This window comes from Streptomyces sp. NPDC057900 (assembly GCF_042887885.1).
Taxonomy (GTDB): Bacteria; Actinomycetota; Actinomycetes; order Streptomycetales; family Streptomycetaceae; genus Streptomyces.
The window spans coordinates 1,589,768-1,607,491 of the sequence record NZ_JBHVOI010000001.1 but is presented as its reverse complement, the minus strand read 5'-3'; the positions used below and the strand labels follow the sequence as shown (position 1 = coordinate 1,607,491).

Genomic DNA, 17,724 nt, shown 5'->3' with positions numbered 1-17,724 from the left:
GTCCTTACTTGACCGAGCCGCCGGTGATCCCGGCGGCGATGTACTTCTGCGACAGGACGAGCAGGACCGCCGCCGGGATCGCCGACAGCACGGACGCCGCCATGACGGAGCCCCAGTCACCGACATGGGCACCGATGTACTGGTAGATGCCCAGCGTGATCGGCTTCACGTCGTCCGTGGTGTTCAGCGTCAGCGCGAACATGAAGTCGCTCCACGCGTACAGGAACGAGAACAGCCCGGCGGTGATCAGGGAGTTGCGGCTCATCGGCAGCACGACCCGCACGAAGGTACGGAACCGTCCGGCGCCGTCCACCTCCGCCGCCTCGATGACCTCGCGCGGGATGGCCACCATGAAGGAGCGCATCAGCACGATGGCGAACGGGATGCCGAGCGAGGCGTCGGCCAGCATCAGCCCGGCGTAGGAGTTGACCAGGCCCATGTCCACGTACGCGCTGTACAGGGCGTTGGCGATGACGATGCCCGGCACCATCTGGGTGATCAGGGTGGAGAAGACGATCGTCCTGGTGCCGGGCAGCTTGAACTGGGCGAGCCCGTAGGCGGCGGGCGCGGCGACGGCCAGACAGATCACCACCGCGCCGAGCGCGACGGCCAGCGAGGTCAGCAGGTTGCGCCCCTGGTCCGTGACGGCCGAGCGGAAGCCCGACAGGTCCAGGCTGTGCGGGAAGGGGCTGACCTCCAGCAGCCCGGACTCGGGCTGGAGCGCGGTGTTGACCATCCAGTACAGCGGGAACAGCATCACGCACAGCACCACGACGCCGAAGACCGTGGCGCCCCAGTGCCGCTTCGGCCGGCCGGTGAGACGCGTGGCGGCGGGGGTACGCACAGTGCTCGCCATGCCGGTCACTTCCCCTCGTTGCGGTTGGCCCGCAGGTAGAACACCGCGAACACGGCGGAGATCAGGATCAGGATGTTGCCGACCACGGCGCCCGCTCCGAAGTCCAGCTGGACGAAGGAGTTCTGGTACGTGAGGGTGCCGAGCGTCTGTGTGGAGTCGGCGGGGCCGCCGTCGGTGAGCGCCAGGATCAGGTCGAGGACCTTCACCGTCGACATGAAGCCGAGCACCAGCACCACGGTGATGACCGGCCGCAGCATCGGCAGGGTGATCGAGCGGAACGTCCGCCAGGCGGAGGCGCCGTCGAGCGAGGCGGCCTCGTACAGCTCCTTGGGGACCTCCTGGAGACCGCCGTAGAGGATCACCATGTTGAACGGGATCCCGATCCAGATGTTCACCAGGACCACCGAGACCAGCGCCATGCCGGGGCTGGTCAGCCACGGGGTGTCGCCGAGCCCGACCGTGCCGAGGAACGAGTTGAGGACGCCGGTGTCCTGGTCGAGGATGCGCCGCCAGACGACACCGGAGACGACCATCGGGACCAGCCACGGCAGCAGGATCAGCGACCGCAGGATGCCGTTGAGCGGGAAGCGGCGGCTGAAGAACACCGCGAGGCCCAGACCGACGCAGAACTGCCCGATCAGCGAGCCGACGGTGAACAGGATGGTGTGCCACAGGGCCTTGCCGAAGAGCTCGTCGTTGAAGACGTTGCTCCAGTTGTCCGTTCCGTTGAACGGGGACCTGCCCGTGAAGAACGTGGACGGCGAGTAGTCCTGGAAGCTCATCACGATGTTGCGGACGAGCGGATAGCCGAAGAACAGCGCCATGAAGATCACGGCGGGGGCGATGAATCCCCACTGGGCCAGGCGCCTGCGCAGGCGGGTGCGCGCGGGGTTCGGCGGCTTCGCGGCCTTCGTGGTCACGGGCGCCGGAGCGGCGGCCGCGGAAGCGGTGGCGGTCGACATGGTTCGGATACCTCAGTTCCCGCTCGTGGCGCGCTGCTGGGCCCGCTTGAGGGCGGCCTGGCTCGACTCGCCGGTAAGGGCGGACTGGAAGGCGCTCTGGAGCGCGAGGGAGACGGACGACCAGCCCGCGCCGAGCTTCGCGGTGCGCGAGCGGGCGGTGGCGACCTGGCCGGAGAGGGCGGCCAGCTCCGGGACCTTCTTCCGCCACACGGCGGCGGCCTTCTCGTTGGCCGGGACCATCCAGCTGTTGAGCGCGTAGGTGATCTGCTCCTGTTCGCCCGACATACAGCCGATGATCTTCGCCGACATCTTCTCCCGGGCGCCGTCACCGGTATTGGGCACGGTCAGGATCCCGCCGCCCAGCGGACCGACCGAGTCGTCCCCGGCCCTCGGGACCGGGATCCGGGCCATGCCCCAGTGCAGCGCCTTCTTGGTGTTGAGGGTCTCCACCTGCCACGGGCCGTTGATCATCATGGCCGCGTTCCCGGCCATGAACTGGTCGTTCACATCGGCCTGGGTCCAGTTGACCGTCGACTTGGACAGCGAACGGTCCTTGAGCAGGCTCTTCCAGTAGTCCAGCGCCCCGGCCACCTGCGGGCTGTCGAGCTTCGTCTCGTCGCCGCCGTTGGACCACATGAACGGAGTGAACTGGAAGACCCCGTCCTCCGCGCCGCCCGCGCTGAGCGCCAGCCCGTACCGCTTGCCCGTGGTGAGCTTCTTCGCGGCCGCCCGCATCCCGGCCCAGGTGGTGGGCACCTTCAGACCGGCCCGGTCCAGGGTGTCCTTGTTGTAGAACAGCGCCAGGGTGTTCACGGTGCGCGCCGCGCCGTAGTACGTCCCCTCGTACGAGCCGAAGTCGACGATCCCCCGGGGGATGTCGGTGGTGGTCAGCCCGAGGTCCTTCAGCGGGATCAGGCCGCCGGCCTCCGCGAACGTCGGCATCTCGGAGGCGTCCAGCTGAAGGACGTCGGGCAGCGACTTCGAGGACGCCATCCGCAGGGCCTTCGTCATCACCTGGGCGGCCGGGACGCTCTGCTGCTCGATGGTCACCCCGAGCCGCTTGCCGCACCGGGCCAGCGTCTGGGCGTCCCAGCGGTGGTAGGACTCGTCGGTCGACGAGTTCATGACGGTGTACACGTCCGGGTCCCGCTGCTGCCCGCAGCCGGACAGGACCGCGCCGCCGACCAGCGCGGAGACGACGGTGAGCGGAACGGTGACCCGCCGGTGGTGACGGCGGCGCCGTTGGCGCAGGCCGTCCGGGGAAGGTGCTGTCACGAGGGTGCCCTTGGGTGGGAGGGGTGCGAAGGGGGCCCGGCGGCGGTGGCCGGACACCCCGGGGGCGTCAGCCGACGCCGAGCAGGTGCTCCGTGGCGAGCTGGTCCAGGGCCTCGAACGCCATCGAGCGCTCGGCCGCGCCGTCGGCGGCGGTGGGCCGCGCCGGCTTGTCGAGCCGGGAGGCGCGGGTTGAAGCGGTTCGACATGCTGCTGCCTCTTGTCGACATGCCCGGACAGCCACGCTGCCGTTGCGAGCGATTTGTTTCCTGGCAGTACTAATACGGCATCCCGGCGCCGGTTTCTAGGCCTTCCCCGTGACGGACCGGTTACTCGGAGGAAATCCGAGAGCGGGGTGCGGGTTGCCGGGTCCGCTCGCGGCTCGCTGAGGTACTCATTCGCGAACAGTCGAAGCGCTTCGAAAAACATTTGTTTTGTGTACGATCAAAACCTGGCTGCCCCCGGTGCCCCCGCACCCCCGTACCGGCTAAGGAAGACCCCCATGAAGTTCACCGACGGCTTCTGGCAGATGCGAGACGGTGTGGACGCCTCGTACGCCACCGAGCTCCGAGACCTGCGGCTCGACGCCGACCGGCTCACCGCCCACGCGGCCGTCAAGCGCGTGACGCGGCGCGGTGACACGCTCAACGCGCCGCTGATCACGGTCGAGGCGTTCGCCCCCGCCGAAGGCGTCATCGGTGTCCGCGTCACCCACCTCGCGGGCAGACGCCGTCCCGGCCCGGAGTTCGCGCTGCCCGGCGCGACGGAGGACGCCACGGCCACCACGCGCCGCGACGGCCCGGCCGCCGAACTCACCAGCGGCCCCCTCACCCTGCGGCTGCCCACGGAGGGCGACTTCGGCCTGGAGTTCCTCGGCGCGGACGGCCGCCTGCTGACCGCCGCCGGACGCAAGGGCACCGCCTTCGCCACGGTGGCGGGCGGCGGCCACCACATGCTCGCCCAGCTGGCCCTCGGCGTCGGCGAGACGATCCACGGCCTCGGCGAGCGGTTCACCCCGTACGTCAAGAACGGCCAGGTCGTCGACATGTGGCAGGCCGACGGCGGCACCAACAGCGAACAGGCGTACAAGAACGTCCCGTTCTACCTGTCCTCGCGCGGCTACGGCGTCTTCGTCAACCACCCGGGCAAGGTCTCCTTCGAGGTCGGCTCCGAGGCCGTCGGCCAGGTCCAGTTCAGCGTCGAGGACCAGGTCCTGGAGTACTTCGTCGTCGCGGGCCCCACGCCCAAGGACGTCCTCACCCGCTACACCGCGCTCACCGGCCGCCCGGCCCTGCCTCCGGCCTGGTCCTTCGGCCTCTGGCTCACCACCTCGTTCACCACCGACTACGACGAGGCGACCGTCACCTCGTTCGTGGACGGCATGTCCGAGCGCGGCATCCCGCTCTCCGTCTTCCACTTCGACTGCTTCTGGATGCGCGAGTACCAGTGGTGCGACTTCGAATGGGACCCGCAGACCTTCCCGGACCCGGTGGGCATGCTCACCCGGCTCAAGGAGAAGGGGCTGCGGATCTGCGTCTGGATCAACCCGTACATCGCGCAGAAGAGCGCCCTGTACGCGGAGGGCGCGGAGAAGGGCTACTTCGTCCGCACCCCGGAGGGCGACATCTGGCAGTGGGACAAGTGGCAGGCCGGTATGGCGCTGGTCGACTTCACCGACCCCGAGGCCACCGCCTGGTTCCAGGCCAAGCTGAAGACCCTCCTCGACCAGGGCGTCGACGGCTTCAAGACGGACTTCGGCGAGCGCATCCCCACCGATGTCGTCTGGCACGACGGCTCGGACCAGGAGCGGATGCACAACTACTACACGCATCTGTACAACAAGGCCGTCTTCGAACTCCTTGAGAAGGAGCGCGGCCAGGGCGAGGCGGTCCTGTTCGCCCGCTCCGCCACCGCCGGCGGCCAGCAGTTCCCCGTCCACTGGGGCGGCGACTGCTGGTCCTCCTTCGGCGCGATGGCCGAGTCCCTGCGCGGCGGCCTCTCGCTGAGCCTGTCCGGCTTCGGCTTCTGGAGCCATGACATCGGCGGCTTCGAGGGCACCCCTGACCCTGCTGTCTTCAAGCGATGGCTCGCCTTCGGCCTGCTCTCCTCGCACAGCCGGCTGCACGGCTCCTCGTCCTACCGGGTGCCGTGGGAGTTCGGGGACGAAGCGGTCGCGGTCGCCAGGCAGTTCACCGAGCTGAAGCACCGCCTGATGCCGTACCTGTACGGTGCCGCCGTCGCGGCCCACCGCACCGGCGTCCCGACCATGCGGCCCCTGCTGCTGGAGTTCCCCGACGACCCGGCCGCCCGCACGGTGGACCGGCAGTACCTCCTCGGCCCCGACCTCCTGGTCGCGCCGGTCTTCAGCGAGGACGGCCGGGTCGAGTACTACGTCCCCGAGGGCACCTGGACCCACCTCCTGACCGGCGAGACGGTCACCGGCCCCGGCTGGCACCACGGCACATACGGCTTCGACAGCCTCCCGCTCCTGGTCCGTCCCGGCGCGGTCCTGCCGCTCGGCGCGGACTCCGCCCGCCCCGACGGCGACTGGACGCGGAACCTGGAGCTGCGCGTGTACGCCCCCGAAGGCACCGGCGACTTCAGCCGCACGGTGACGGTCCCCGACCTCACGGGCGCACCCGCCGCCACGTACGAACTGGTCCGCACGGGCGGCACGCTCCGCGTCACGGCGGACATGGACCGGCCGTATGAGGTCGTTGTCGTCGGCGACACGTCGCTGGACGTCGTCATGGGCCGAGCCGGTACGGCGGCCCGATCCGTCACGGCACCGGGGGCGCCGTGACGAGGGGCGCGAAGCAGATGCCGGTCGCTTCGCAGCACGCGTTCTGGAACCCGTGGGCGGACCGAGGCACAGGCCTTGCGTCGGGCGCGGCCGCGGCTGTTCCGCGGGACACCCTCGGCATCAAGGTGTCAGCCGCCACCGACACCCGGCCGACGGATCACCGGCAGCCCGGCCGGCGTACGGTCCGGGCTCAGTCGCCTGAGGGTGTCCGCTTGCTGTCGAGGTCGCTGTCGAGGTCGCTGTCGATTCCCGTGACGACCGGGGTTCCGAGCGGCGCGTCCTGCGCCGAGACCCCTGTCTCCCGCAGCGCCGTGGACACCAGTCCCGCCGCTTCGAGCTCCGCTTCGTACCGGTCCGTGGCCTCGACCTCCAGGCGGATGGAGAAGGTGCCGTCGTCGTTGAGCGTCAGCAGGTCGAGCCCCTCGCTTCTGCTCACGTCCGTGTGCCGCTTGGCCAGCGCCTCCTTCAGTGCCGCACGGGAGGTGTCGGAGATCCCGGTGACGAAAGTTCCGGGGACGGTGATGACGAAGGTGGTCACGACGGTTCCTGCTTCCGTTGTGTAAGGGGCGTCTTGTCCGGCTTCCCCCATTCTCGGCTCGCAACCAGGTGCGGGTGCCATCCGGGCGCTGTCCGCCGTGTCGGACAGTCCGGTACGAGGGTGAGCCCGGGGTATCCGAGGGTCGCGCACCGTGCGGCGGCGCAAGGACCGGGCGGCTGGACGACCCGTCGGATGCGGGGCCGGGTGACGGCGCGTCGGCCCGCCCGGAAGTGCCCGTAGGCTCCCGTTCATGGCTCACGTGGACGCGAACCCCGAACGGCTGGCCGGAACATGGCACATCGTGTGCTCGTCGTTCCCCATGTGGCGAGGCGGCAGACGCACCGACGCCACGTTCACCTACACCCCACTGCCGGGCGGGAGTTCGGGCGCGCCCCGGATGCGGGACGAGGTCGCGTACCGGGTGCGGGGCCGAACGCGCCGCATCCCGGGTACGGACACCCGGCTGACCTCTCGCCCCGGCACGGTCTACCGCTGGCGGGGCAAGGGCCTCTTGGCGGTGCTGACGAGCGTGTGGGAGGTGAGGGAGACGGGTGAGGACGACGCGTGGGCCGTCATCGCCTTCACCCGGTCGCTCCTCACCCCGGCCGGCGTCGATGTCGTCGTTCGTGCCGACCGCCTCACCGACCAGGCCGTACTGGCCGAGGCGAAGGCGGCGGCCGACCGGTACGAGGCCGAGCCCCTCCCGCTCCCGGACAGCGGATCAGCGTCCGGGTGACCCTCCGCGTCCCCGTCCGCCGTCGCCCACCCATCAGCCCGCACCGGACCCCGCCGGGCCCGCCCTCCGGGCGGACGACGCGACCAAGCGGACACGCCCTAGCGCTCCACGCGCTTCAGGCCCCGCACGGCCGGGATCGCCAGCAGCAGGACGCAGGCGACGATCGCCATGGACGCGGACACGTAGAGCAGCGGCCCGGCCCCCACGACGAGGGCGAGGGGGCCGGCCGCCGCCTGCCCGACCGGCTTCATCACCAGGGAGCCGGCCGCGTCGTACGCGTGCACCCTGCCGAGGACGTTCTGCGGGATGTGGGTCTGCACACTTGTGTGGAACATGACGACCCAGAACGCCATGCCGATGCCGCTCACCCCGTAGCACCCGGCGATGAGCGGCGCGGGAAGGTCGAGGGCGACCCCCAGCGGCATCAGCACCCAGAGGATCATCGAGAAGGCCCCGGCCCGCAGGGGGTGCCTCGGGCGGAGCCTGATCGCGATGATCCCGCCCAGCACGCTCCCCGCCCCCAGGGAAGACATGACCAGCCCGAACACGGACGCCCCGTAGTCGGTGACGAGCATGCTGTTGCCCAGGGTCGTGGTGGGACCGGCCCCGGCCAGCTGCCAGAGCATGAAGACGACGATGACACTCCACAGCCAGGTCCTGGACCTGAACTCCCGCCAGCCCTCCACCAGATCGGCCCGGAACGAGGTCTCACCGCCCCGCTCGACCGGGCCCATCGGGACCGACCGGAGCCGCAGCAGGCACGCGCCGCTGGCCGCGTAGGTCAGCGCGTCGAGGGCGACCACGGCGGCGGGCGAGGAGACCGCCAGCAGCAGGCCCGCCAGGGATGGCCCGATGACGACGGTGACGGACTCCGAGATGCGCAGGGTGGCGTTTGCCCGCTGCACGTCCTGGGAGATGAGCGGCGTGATGCTGGCGACGCCCGGCTGGAAGAGCGCGCTGCCCGCCCCGATCAGGGCCAGCAGCACCAGGATCTGCCACAGCCGAGGGGTGCCGAGCAGGAACAGCAGCGCGAGCAGCCCCTGGGAGCACAGCCGGGCCGCGTCGGAGACGACCATCAGCCGCCGGGCACCCAGGCGGTCGGACATCACCCCGCCGAAGATGATCAGTGCCGCGAACGGGGCCACGAGTGCGGCGAGCGCGTAACCCACACCACTCGCCCCGTACCCGGCGTGGATCACGGCGGCCGTGATCGCTACGGGGAGCATCGCGTCCCCCAGCAGGGAAGTGGTGCGGGCCGTGAAGAACCAGCGGAAGTCCGCCGTCCACAGTGCCGGATCGGGCCGGGCCTCCTCGACTCGCAGGTCTCGGGTCACGTCCGGGCCGACCACCACACACCATCCCTCGTACGCCGTTGACTTCGACCCGGGCGACCCTCTCACGCCTTGACCACTCTCGGTCAACGGGTTTACGGACACTCCTTACACTGGGCCGGGTGAACCGGACCGATCGCCTCTACGCCCTGGTCGAGGAGTTGCGCGCCGTCTCACCCCGTCCGCGCAGCGCGCGCTGGCTGGCCGACCGCTTCGAGGTCAGCCCGCGCACCATCGAGCGGGACATCAGCGCCCTGCTCCAGGCCGGCGTGCCGGTCTGGGCCGAGCCCGGCCGCACCGGCGGCTACTGCCTGGACCGGAGCCGGACGCTCCCGCCGGTCAACCTCACCCCCGGCGAGGCGGTCGCGATGGCGGTGGCGCTGCGCGGGATGGAGGGGACACCGTTCCGCAGCACCGCCGCGGCGGCGCTGCGGAAGCTGGTCGCGGCCATGGGGGAGGACGACGCGGCCGCCGCGCACGACATGGCCGGGCGCGTCCACCTGCTCGGACCGGTGGACGCGCCCGCGCCCGCGCGGGGGCCGCGAGAAGCGGCGGACGCGCTGTCCACCGGCCGCGTGCTGCGCATCGAGTACGGCGACCGCGAGGGCGCCACGACGACGCGCGACATCGAGCCGCTCGGATACATCGGCAAGACGGGCCACTGGTACCTGCTCGCCTGGTGCCGGCTGCGGGACGCCCTGCGCGCCTTCCGCACCGACCGGATCGTCTCCGTCCACGTCACGGCAGAGGTGCCGGAGCCGAGGGAGCTGCGACGCGAGGACATCGACGTCCCGTACGGCGTCGTGCACCAGCTCTCGCTGAGCTGAGCCCTCGCTCGGCCGACCGGATCAGGCTCCGGCGGACGGCGGCGTGAACACCGAGATGTGGTTGCCGGCCGGATCGAGCAGATGCGCGAAGGTCACCCCGACCGAATTGACGTGCGGCGCGCGCTGAACGCTGCCGCCCGCCTCCTCGACCCGTCGGCAGGTCGCCTCGACGTCCTCGACGAGCACGCTGAAGACCGCGTAGTCCGGCATCTCGCCCTCGGTCGCGAACATCCCGCCGTTCATCCCCTCCCCGTCGCCCGTGGTGATGATCCGGTACGCCTGGTCGGTGCTCCTGGTGTCGTCGTGCGCGACCGTCCAGCCGAACACGTCCCCGTAGAACCGCTCGGCCTCCGCCGGGCGGGCGGTGCCGATCTCGAACCAGGCGACCGCGTTGAACTGAGCCATGACGTACATCCCTTACGTTTTCCGCCGGGCTCGTCCCGGCCCCGCCCACTCTGGGGGCCCGCGGCGACAGCCCCCTGTCGGTGTTTCCGAACGGGAAACCGGGTGGGCGCGCCCGCCCGCCGCACCACGGCCGGAATGGGATCGTGGACCAGCGGGTTCGCACCATCGACAGCACATGAGCGGTAACAGCACCGAGAGCGGATGGCCTTCACATGGGCGAGTTGATCCTGATCCGGCACGGCGAGACCGAGTGGTCCCGTAACGGGCAGCACACGAGCCACACCGACCTGCCCCTGACGCCCCTCGGTGAGCGTCAGGCCCGCGCCCTCGCGCCGCTGCTCGCGGACCGCGACATCGCCCTCACGCTGGTCAGCCCTTCGGTACGGGCCCGGCGCACCGCCGAGCTCGCGGGGCTCGCCGCGCCCCGGATCACGCCCGAGCTGCGCGAATGGGACTACGGCGGCTACGAGGGCATCACCACGGACGAGATCCGCGTCAACCGGCCCGACTGGAACCTCTGGACGGACGGTGTCGCCGCCGGTCCGGAGGCGCACCCCGGTGAGACCCCCGTGGAGGTGGGGGAGCGGGCCGACCGGGTGCTCGCGGAGGTCGGGGAGGCGGCAGGACGCGCCGGGGACGAGGACATCGTGCTGGTGGCACACTCGCACTTCCTGCGCGTTCTGACCGCCCGCTATCTGGGCCTGTCGCCTGCCGAGGGGACGCTCTTCCAGCTCGCCACGGGCGCGGTCTCCCGGCTGGGCAGGGAACACGGCAACCCGGTCATCACCGCGTGGAACGTGTCGCTGCCCGAGAGCCTCTTCCCCACCGCCGTTCCGGATGCCTCCCAGCCCTGACACGGCTCCGGGCCGTGTCCGCGAGGCCGTCCGGTCAGCCCGCGTCGGACAGCTCGTCGTCCTCGTACAGGCCCTTCAGCTGGGCGACGCAGTCCTCGGCGACCGACGCCGCGAACCGCGGACACGTCCAGGACTCCGGGCTGCGGCTCTCCGGGCCGGGGGGAAACTCCTCCGGGTCCCAGAAGTGCGCCATTCCCAGGCGGAACTTGGCGTACCGCATCGTCGGGTGCTCGTCCTCGTGCGGGCACTCGGCGGGCAGCGGAGCGGCGGCGACGGCGCGCATGGTGCTCAGGACGCCCCGTACGACGGAGAGCGGCGGGCCCGGGTACGAGTTCGACACCGCCTGGCGGGCCACCAGCAGCAGCACCGCGCGGTCCCGCTCGTCGGACCGTGCGTGGCGGCGGGCGGCCCACAGGGCCAGGTCATCGGCGTACTTCTCGTTCCAGCTCTTGTGATCCGTCCGCTCCATCAGCTTCTCGATGTCCAGCCGGCCGTCCGCCCGCAGGTATTCGGCGTCGGCGTGCGAGGTGTCGCGCTCGCCGAAGAGCTCGTCCCGCCGCTCGCGCAGCAGCGCGAGTGTCTCGTCGGCGATCTCCGCCATGAGGACCGGACACACCACCTGGTCCAGCGGTGGGTTCCGGCCCGACGTGATGCGGGACTGTTCGTAGAGGCCCCGTCCGCCGGCACTGCTCAGCTCGATGCCCAGCTCCGCCGCGACCGGCCCGCTGTCCGGCAGAGCCGGGTGCCCGTCGTGGGCGCAGTCGGCGTCCGCGAAGTGCGGCAGCGTCTCCTCGACGGCCTCGATCAGGCCGTCGAGCACCGACTTCGTCCGCACCATGCCGGAGACCGCGTACCAGGTCACCGCCCTGACCACCATCAGACGTCCGGCCCGGTCCGCCGGGGCCGCGGCGGACAGCTCGGAGGACTGGCCGCTGATCTCGTCGTCGATGTCCGTCCACGGCTTCGGGTACCCGTGCAGCAGCGCGGAGAGCGTGCTGATCGTTTCCTTGGCGTCCATCGGCAGCCGGGGCGGCACATCGGTGACGGAGCCGGGCTCGATGATGTCCAGGGCTATCCGGGCGAATCCGGCCGCGTTGAGCGGGCACCGCCACTCGCTCCGAGGGCGGTCCTCCTTCCAGTCGGCCGTCTCGTCCTCAAGCGCGGGAAGCAACTCGGCGAGGTTCTCGTCCTCTTCGTCGTCATGACTCAGGTACGGATGCGAGTCATGGGCGCAATCCCGTGCGCGCAGCGCCCTGTCGGCGGCTCGCAGGGCCGATACGGTCTGCTGTACGACCCCTTCGCCGGGCAGCCAGGTGAGGTAGGGGGCCATCATCGTCAGCCCGATCGTCCACACGTAAGCGGATTCGCCGCCGGGGTCGGCGGCGAGCCAGTCGGCGCAGTCCAGCACCGTCCGGTCGTAGCCGCTGTTGCGGCACTCCTGGTAGTTCTGCCGTACGTCCTCCCAGATCTCGCTGAATTCGTCGAGCATCATGTCGTCCGATTCCGTCATGATCTTCATGACGCCCGGTGTGGTCGGGGGAGTTCCCGCCGGGGCGTTTACAGTCCCGCACCGCCGCGCTAATCTCCCCGGATCAGTACTTGGGAGCGCTCCCAACTGCTGATCCGCAGAGCATGGGCGGCCGGCGTCTCGTGGGGAGATACCGGCCGCCCGTGCGCGCCTGAGGACGGCCTGTCACTGGACCCCGTCCAGCCGGACCACGATCCCGGTGTGCCCCGTCAGCACCGCCGCGGCGCCGGCCCGGACGGCGGCCGCGCAGCGGGCCTCGGTGAACGAGGCGGGGTCGTACGTCGAGGCCGTGCCGAGTCCCTCCCCCCGGAACGAGGCGCCGGGCCAGTTGACCGCCGTCACGTTCTCCGTGGGTTCGGCGAGTTCCGCCCCTACGACCAGGAACCGCTGGGCGAGATGGCTCGGGCTGACCGTCGTCAGGGGATCGATGAGGTCGTTGCCCGCGCTGACGACGAGATCCGGGTGCATCTCCAACGCCCGGGTGACGGCGGGCAGGAGGTCGGCGGCGCCGGAAGCGGTCACGGTGCGCAGGTCCACGCCCGTCTCCCTCGCCCACTCCTTCACCGCCTTCGCCAGGGCCTTCGCCGGCCGGTCCCCGCCGGCGCCGAGCAGGACGACGCGGTAGCCGGGCGAGGGCCGGACCCCGGACCACGAACCCGGACTCGGTGTGAGGGTCGACTCCGGTGCGGGTGACCTGCCGGGCTCGGTGAAGCCCGCACCCAGCGCGCCGACGGCGGCGGGGCTGGGGCGCCGCTGTGACCAGTCGTCACCCGAAGCGCATCCGGTGAGCAGGGCGGCGGCCACCACCAGTACGGCGGCAAGGGGCGGGCGGTGCAAGGCGATCGTCCTCCGGGAGGAAGCGGGACGGCTGCCCGGCGGGGGCGGGGCGGAGCCGGTGCGGAGCGGTAATTCCCCCATCCTGCGGGTCCGTTCCACACGATCTCCACCGTTCCGACCCGCATCGAACATATGTTTTCTCATGGTTTGCTGACCGGTCGGCCTCGGTTCATCCGCGACCAGCACGGTGCACGGGCAACCCTCAAGGAGATCCATGTCGCACCGTGTCCGCCGCCTGCTGCTCGTTTTCGCCGCGGCGGCCTTCCTCTTCCTCGGCCCCGCCGGGCCCGCCGCCGCCCATGGCTTCACCTCCGTCGTGTACGCGCACGTCACCGCCGACGGTGACGGCCCGCTTCGGACCGAACTGAAGCTGGAGTACGACCTGCTCGTCGTCTCCGCCGCCGACGCGGGCTCCGACGACCCCCTCTTCCGCGCCGGAACCGACGCGTTCGAGGACGGGGACGACCGCGCCCGCGCCGCGGCCCTCGACTCCCACCGCGCGACCGTCGTCGACTACGTCACCCGGCGCTTCTCGGTCGCCGCGGGCGGCACGGGCTGCGAGGCAGCCCCCGTCGGCGGGTTCCGGATGGGCACGGAGGAGGGCGTTCCCTACGCGCTGCTCACGCTCGACTGGACCTGTGCCGGACACGGCACCGGCGACCACGAGATCCGCAGCACCCTCTTCGCCGACCCGGAGGGCTACGTCAAGGGAACCAAGACGATCGTCACCTACGACGTCGACGGCCGTACCGGCAGCGCCGCCCTCGACAGCGGCCACCCGTCCTTCCCGATCAGCCAGTCCTGGCCGGAGCGCTTCTGGGAGTTCTTCCGCCTCGGCGCCGAGCACCTGCTGACGGGCACCGACCACATCCTCTTCCTGCTCGCCCTCATCGCCGGATCCCGGCGGCCCCGCGAAATCGTCCTCGCCGCGACCGCGTTCACCCTCGCCCACTCGGTGACGTTCCTGCTGGCCGCCCTGGGGCTGGTCGACGTCCCCGCGGGGCTGGTGGAGCCGGTCATCGCGCTGTCCATCGCGGTGGTCGCGGGCTGGCACCTGTGGCGCCTGGGGCGGGGCGGCGCCCAGGTCATGGAGGCCCCGGCGGCGGGCGGGGGCCGGTTGGCCCTGGACCGTGCCGGGTGGACCCGGCTCGGCGTCGTGTTCTGCTTCGGCCTCGTGCACGGTCTCGGCTTCGCGGGCGCGCTCGGCATCGAGGCCTCCTGGTCATGGACCCTGCTGTGGTCCCTGCTGGTGTTCAACATCGGCATCGAGGCCGTCCAACTCGGCTTCATCGCCGTACTGTTCCCGCTCCTCCTGCTGCTCGGACGCCGTTCGCCGCGGGCCGCCCGGTGGGTCACCGGAGCGCTGTCGGCGGGAGTGGCCGCCATGGGCCTCGCCTGGTTCGCGCAGCGTGTGACCGGATCGTAGGAACCCCAGGTCAGCGGTGATGTTCAGACGCCGCCCCGATCGCCTTCGTGCGCCGTTCACCCGGTGCGGAGAACTTGGTGTCCTCCTTCGTGTGTGCACTTCACGCACACCGTTTGAACACAAAAGAATCGATACTTCATGAGAACGAACGCTTCCCAGCGGGCCCGAGGGCCTGTGCGGCACCGTGTGGCCACCGGCGCCACCGCCGCCCTCCTGGGGCTGGCCGTGGCCTTCACGGCCGGTCAGGCCGCACCCGCGGCCGCGGCGGAATCCGCCACGCTCTCCGGGATCGTCCTGGGCGTCGGCGCCAACGAGGCCCAGCGCACCGTCAGCTGGTACTCCTCCGCCGACACCGCCCAGAAGGTCCAGCTCGCCCCCACCGCGAAGCTCACCGGTGGCGAATTCCCCGCAGACTCCGCCGCCTTCGACGCCCTCGGCGCCAAGAACATCGCGGCCAGCGGCGGCTACAACCGCAGCGCCACGCTCACCGGCCTCAAGGAGAACACCGCTTACTCCTACCGCGTCGGAACCGAGGGCAACTGGTCCAAGGCGTACTCCTTCACGACCCAGGACTTCGAGGGGGAGTACGACTTCCTCTTCCTCGGCGACCCGCAGATAGGCTCCTCCGGGGACCTGGCACAGGACCAGGCCGGCTGGCAGGACACCCTGGACGTCGCCACCAAGGCCAACCCGGAGGCCGAGATCCTGGTCTCCGGCGGCGACCAGGTCGAGAGCGCCAACAACGAGTCCCAGTGGAACTCCTTCCTGGCGCCCGACCAGCTCCGCCAGTACCCGTGGGCCGCCACCATCGGCAACCACGACGTCGGCGGCAAGGCGTACGAGCAGCACTTCTCGACGCCGAACACGGACAACTCCGGTGCGCTGTACGCCAACGGCAACCCGGCGTCCGACACGTCCGGCGGCAACTACTGGTACATCTACAAGGACGTCCTGTTCATCGACCTCAACAGCAACAGCTACGCCACCTCCCAGGGCGGCGGGGGCGACGAGGCGCACACCAAGTACGTCACCGACGTCATCAACGAGCACGGCTCCGAGGCCAAGTGGAAGGTGCTCGTCTACCACCACTCGATCTACTCGCCGGCCTCGCACGCCAAGGACAAGGACAACAAGGCCCGCCGGGTCGACTTCCCGACGACCTTCTCCAAGCTCGGCGTCGACATGGTCCTCCAGGGCCACGACCACAGCTACTCCCGCAGCTACCTCATCAAGAACGGTGAGAAGGCCGACCCCGCGGAGCAGCCCGGCGCGGCCGATGTCTACCCCGGCCCCGGCGGCGTCCTCTACGTCACGGCCAACTCGGCCTCCGGCTCGAAGTACTACGACATCACCCCGCCCGACTCCAGCGGCACCAGCGGCGCGGGCAACGGCGCCGACCCGCTGAACCCGGACAGCTACTGGTACAACTCCGTCCAGAACCAGGAGCACGTCCGCAGCTACGTCAAGGTCCAGGTGCGGGACGAGAAGCTCGTCGTGGAGAACATCCGCAGCGGCAGCTGCGACGCCCCCAACTCCCAGGTCTCCAAGGGCGACTGGTGCAAGAACACCACCGCCGCCCAGCCCGTCGGCTCGGTCGTCGACAAGGTGAGCGTCCACCCGTACAACGGTGACGGCCAGTCCCTCCAGGTGAACGTGCCGAAGCCGGCTCCGGGCGAGTTCGGCTGGACCATCGACGGCTACAACGGCCTGGTGGACCTCGGCACGGCCAAGGAGGAGAACGGTGACCACTTCACCGCCTCCGGCAAGATCAACCCGATCCTCGTCTCCGACACCCGCAGGTCCCTCTCCCCGTGGGCGGTCTCGGCGGGCGTGAGCGAGTTCAAGGACGCCGACAAGACGTTCGAGGGCTCCTACCTCGGCTGGTCGCCCTACCTCCTCGACCAGGGCGCCGGAGCCAAGGCCGGTGCCTCGGTCCCCTCCGGCTACGGCGGCAAGGGTGAGGGCCTGGCCCTCTCCCGGGGCCTCGGCTCCGCACCCCAGGGCCACGCCCGGGGTACGGCCAGGCTGGGCGCCGATCTCGATCTGAAGATCCCGGACTCCGTCCAGAAGGGCGGCTACCGCGCCACCCTCACCATCACCGCGCTGAGCAGCTGACCCTCCCCGCTCCACCGGCGTGGCAGGCTCCGGTACGCCGCAGCCTGCCACGCCGCCGTTCCCGAGAGAGACCCCATGCACGCAGTGGCACCACCTCGCCGCACCGCCGCCGGCCGCACCGCCCTCCTCGTCCTCCTTCTCGCGGCCCTGGCGTTCGGCACCTCCACCGGCCCGGCGCGGGCGGCCGAGGGCGACGTCACCTGGACGGTCCGGACCGCCGCCAACGACTACGGGGAGGACCGGTCGAGCTTCGGCTACACCGTCAACCCCGGCGGTGAGGCCGAGGACGCCCTCGTCGTGGCCAACCACGGCACCGACCCGCTGAACCTCGCCGTCTACGCGGCCGACGGCTTCACCACGGACAAGGGCCAGCTCGACCTGCTCACCGGGGGGAAGAAATCCCGCTCCATCGGCGCCTGGGTGCGGGCGGACCGGGCGAGCGTGCGGATCGCCCCGGGCAAGAGCGCCGAGGTCCCCTTCACGGTGAAGGTCCCGAGCGACGCACCCCCTGGCGACTACGTGGGCGGCATCCTGACCTCGCTCAAGCAGCCCGGGGACGGCGAGGGCATCACGGTCGACCGCCGCCTCGGCATCCGGATCAAGCTGCGCGTCAGCGGCGCCCTGAAGCCCGCGCTCGCCGTCGAGGACGTGCACATCGGCTACCGGGGGACCGCCAACCCCTTCGGCACGGGCGACGCCACGGTGACGTACAGCCTCCACAACACCGGCAACGCGCTGCTCTCCGCCGGCCAGAAGGTCACCCTCACCGGCCCCTTCGGGACGCTGAGCACCGAGGCCGGCGCGATCGCGGCGCCGCCGGAGCTGCTGCCCGGCGAGCGCTGGAAGGTCACGGTCCCCGTCCACGACGTCACCCCGGCCCTGCGGCTCACGGCCACCGTCGCCGTCACCCCGCTGCTCACCGACGCCGCCAACTCCACCCGCGCCCTCGGCCCCGTCCGGACGACGGCCCACGGCTGGGCCGTCCCCTGGACGCTCCTGCTGCTCCTGGTCCTCGTCCTGGGCGGGGCCGTCGCCGCCTTCGTGCTCGTCCGCCGGGCACGCGTCCGGCGCGCGCGGCGCGAGGAGGAGCGGGTGCGCGATGCGGTCGAGCAGGCCCTGCGGGACAAGGCGGAACAGCGCTCCTGAGAGCTCCGGCGTACGACGGACCCGCCCGCACACATCGGAACGGGCCGCCCGGTGTGCGGGCGGCCCGTCCTCATGCGGTCTGCGGGTG

General features: G+C 71.0%; 15 protein-coding genes and 1 pseudogene. 7 read left to right on the top strand and 9 right to left on the bottom strand.

The window, feature by feature from the left end; genetic code table 11:
• Positions 1-4 precede the first annotated feature (4 nt).
• From ACFVQ0_RS06710 to ACFVQ0_RS06695, 4 genes and pseudogenes are all read right to left on the bottom strand, one after another.
• Positions 5-856, bottom strand: a complete 852-nt coding sequence (locus ACFVQ0_RS06710; protein WP_390085197.1) for a carbohydrate ABC transporter permease — start codon at positions 854-856, stop codon at positions 5-7.
• A gap of 5 nt (positions 857-861) precedes the next feature.
• Positions 862-1,818: a carbohydrate ABC transporter permease gene (locus tag ACFVQ0_RS06705; RefSeq protein WP_390085195.1), complete on the bottom strand. Its 957-nt coding sequence runs from the start codon at positions 1,816-1,818 to the stop codon at positions 862-864.
• Positions 1,819-1,830: 12 nt separating this feature from the next.
• Positions 1,831-3,093 (bottom strand): ABC transporter substrate-binding protein, encoded by a 1,263-nt coding sequence (locus ACFVQ0_RS06700; RefSeq protein WP_390085193.1) that lies wholly within the window; start codon positions 3,091-3,093, stop codon positions 1,831-1,833.
• A 67-nt stretch (positions 3,094-3,160) separates the two neighbouring features.
• Positions 3,161-3,316 (bottom strand): annotated as a pseudogene (locus tag ACFVQ0_RS06695) (xylose isomerase); the annotation flags it as partial.
• Between the two features lie 276 nt (positions 3,317-3,592).
• Between ACFVQ0_RS06695 and yicI the strand changes: the two are divergent.
• The gene (yicI, locus tag ACFVQ0_RS06690) at positions 3,593-5,893 is read left to right on the top strand and encodes an alpha-xylosidase (protein ID WP_390085192.1); all 2,301 of its coding nucleotides are present in this window, start codon (positions 3,593-3,595) and stop codon (positions 5,891-5,893) included.
• Positions 5,894-6,083: 190 nt separating this feature from the next.
• Here yicI and ACFVQ0_RS06685 read toward each other — a convergent pair whose 3' ends face one another.
• Entirely contained in the window at positions 6,084-6,431 is a 348-nt protein-coding gene (locus ACFVQ0_RS06685; protein WP_390085190.1) for a hypothetical protein, read from the bottom strand.
• Positions 6,432-6,681: 250 nt separating this feature from the next.
• On the opposite strand from ACFVQ0_RS06685, the gene ACFVQ0_RS06680 reads away from it, so the two are divergent.
• A complete protein-coding gene (locus ACFVQ0_RS06680) occupies positions 6,682-7,167 on the top strand; it encodes a hypothetical protein (RefSeq protein ID WP_390085188.1) in 486 nt (161 codons plus the stop codon).
• Between the two features lie 98 nt (positions 7,168-7,265).
• Here the strand turns inward: ACFVQ0_RS06680 and ACFVQ0_RS06675 are convergent, their stop codons facing one another.
• Positions 7,266-8,501, bottom strand: coding sequence for an MFS transporter (locus ACFVQ0_RS06675; protein WP_390085186.1), 1,236 nt, complete (start codon positions 8,499-8,501; stop codon positions 7,266-7,268).
• Between the two features lie 119 nt (positions 8,502-8,620).
• Here ACFVQ0_RS06675 and ACFVQ0_RS06670 point away from each other — a divergent pair, with 119 nt between their 5' ends.
• A complete protein-coding gene (locus tag ACFVQ0_RS06670; protein WP_390085184.1) occupies positions 8,621-9,325 on the top strand; it encodes a helix-turn-helix transcriptional regulator in 705 nt (234 codons plus the stop codon).
• Positions 9,326-9,346: 21 nt separating this feature from the next.
• On the opposite strand, the gene ACFVQ0_RS06665 is transcribed toward ACFVQ0_RS06670, so the two are convergent.
• Positions 9,347-9,730 (bottom strand): VOC family protein, encoded by a 384-nt coding sequence (locus ACFVQ0_RS06665; RefSeq protein WP_390085182.1) that lies wholly within the window; start codon positions 9,728-9,730, stop codon positions 9,347-9,349.
• 212 nt (positions 9,731-9,942) lie between these two features.
• Between ACFVQ0_RS06665 and ACFVQ0_RS06660 the strand changes: the two genes are divergently transcribed.
• Complete coding sequence (locus ACFVQ0_RS06660; RefSeq protein WP_390085180.1) at positions 9,943-10,584, top strand: histidine phosphatase family protein; 642 nt, start codon at positions 9,943-9,945, stop codon at positions 10,582-10,584.
• A 34-nt stretch (positions 10,585-10,618) separates the two neighbouring features.
• On the opposite strand, the gene ACFVQ0_RS06655 is transcribed toward ACFVQ0_RS06660, so the two are convergent.
• Together ACFVQ0_RS06655 and ACFVQ0_RS06650 are read right to left on the bottom strand one after the other, a co-directional pair.
• The gene (locus ACFVQ0_RS06655; protein ID WP_390085178.1) at positions 10,619-12,103 is read right to left on the bottom strand and encodes a hypothetical protein; all 1,485 of its coding nucleotides are present in this window, start codon (positions 12,101-12,103) and stop codon (positions 10,619-10,621) included.
• Between the two features lie 174 nt (positions 12,104-12,277).
• Complete coding sequence (locus ACFVQ0_RS06650; RefSeq protein WP_390085177.1) at positions 12,278-12,949, bottom strand: hypothetical protein; 672 nt, start codon at positions 12,947-12,949, stop codon at positions 12,278-12,280.
• A gap of 214 nt (positions 12,950-13,163) precedes the next feature.
• On the opposite strand from ACFVQ0_RS06650, the gene ACFVQ0_RS06645 reads away from it, so the two are divergent.
• The 3 genes from ACFVQ0_RS06645 (at position 13,164) to ACFVQ0_RS06635 (ending at position 17,636) form a co-directional block, all read left to right on the top strand.
• On the top strand, positions 13,164-14,375 hold the full coding sequence (locus ACFVQ0_RS06645; protein WP_390085175.1) for a HupE/UreJ family protein: 1,212 nt from the start codon (positions 13,164-13,166) through the stop codon (positions 14,373-14,375).
• Between the two features lie 138 nt (positions 14,376-14,513).
• Positions 14,514-16,490, top strand: coding sequence for a fibronectin type III domain-containing protein (locus ACFVQ0_RS06640; protein ID WP_390085173.1), 1,977 nt, complete (start codon positions 14,514-14,516; stop codon positions 16,488-16,490).
• 75 nt (positions 16,491-16,565) lie between these two features.
• Complete coding sequence (locus ACFVQ0_RS06635) at positions 16,566-17,636, top strand: WxL protein peptidoglycan domain-containing protein (RefSeq protein ID WP_390085171.1); 1,071 nt, start codon at positions 16,566-16,568, stop codon at positions 17,634-17,636.
• The last annotated feature ends 88 nt before the right edge of the window (positions 17,637-17,724 follow it).

Bases quoted from the DNA above. Each gene is read 5' to 3' on its own strand.
- ACFVQ0_RS06710 (WP_390085197.1), bottom strand. From the start codon at position 856: ATGGCGAGCACTGTGCGTACCCCCGCCGCCACGCGTCTCACCGGCCGG.
- ACFVQ0_RS06705 (WP_390085195.1), bottom strand. From the start codon at position 1,818: ATGTCGACCGCCACCGCTTCCGCGGCCGCCGCTCCGGCGCCCGTGACC.
- yicI (WP_390085192.1), top strand. From the start codon at position 3,593: ATGAAGTTCACCGACGGCTTCTGGCAGATGCGAGACGGTGTGGACGCC.
- ACFVQ0_RS06680 (WP_390085188.1), top strand. From the start codon at position 6,682: ATGGCTCACGTGGACGCGAACCCCGAACGGCTGGCCGGAACATGGCAC.
- ACFVQ0_RS06665 (WP_390085182.1), bottom strand. From the start codon at position 9,730: ATGGCTCAGTTCAACGCGGTCGCCTGGTTCGAGATCGGCACCGCCCGC.
- ACFVQ0_RS06660 (WP_390085180.1), top strand. From the start codon at position 9,943: ATGGGCGAGTTGATCCTGATCCGGCACGGCGAGACCGAGTGGTCCCGT.
- ACFVQ0_RS06655 (WP_390085178.1), bottom strand. From the start codon at position 12,103: ATGAAGATCATGACGGAATCGGACGACATGATGCTCGACGAATTCAGC.
- ACFVQ0_RS06645 (WP_390085175.1), top strand. From the start codon at position 13,164: ATGTCGCACCGTGTCCGCCGCCTGCTGCTCGTTTTCGCCGCGGCGGCC.
- ACFVQ0_RS06640 (WP_390085173.1), top strand. From the start codon at position 14,514: ATGAGAACGAACGCTTCCCAGCGGGCCCGAGGGCCTGTGCGGCACCGT.
- ACFVQ0_RS06635 (WP_390085171.1), top strand. From the start codon at position 16,566: ATGCACGCAGTGGCACCACCTCGCCGCACCGCCGCCGGCCGCACCGCC.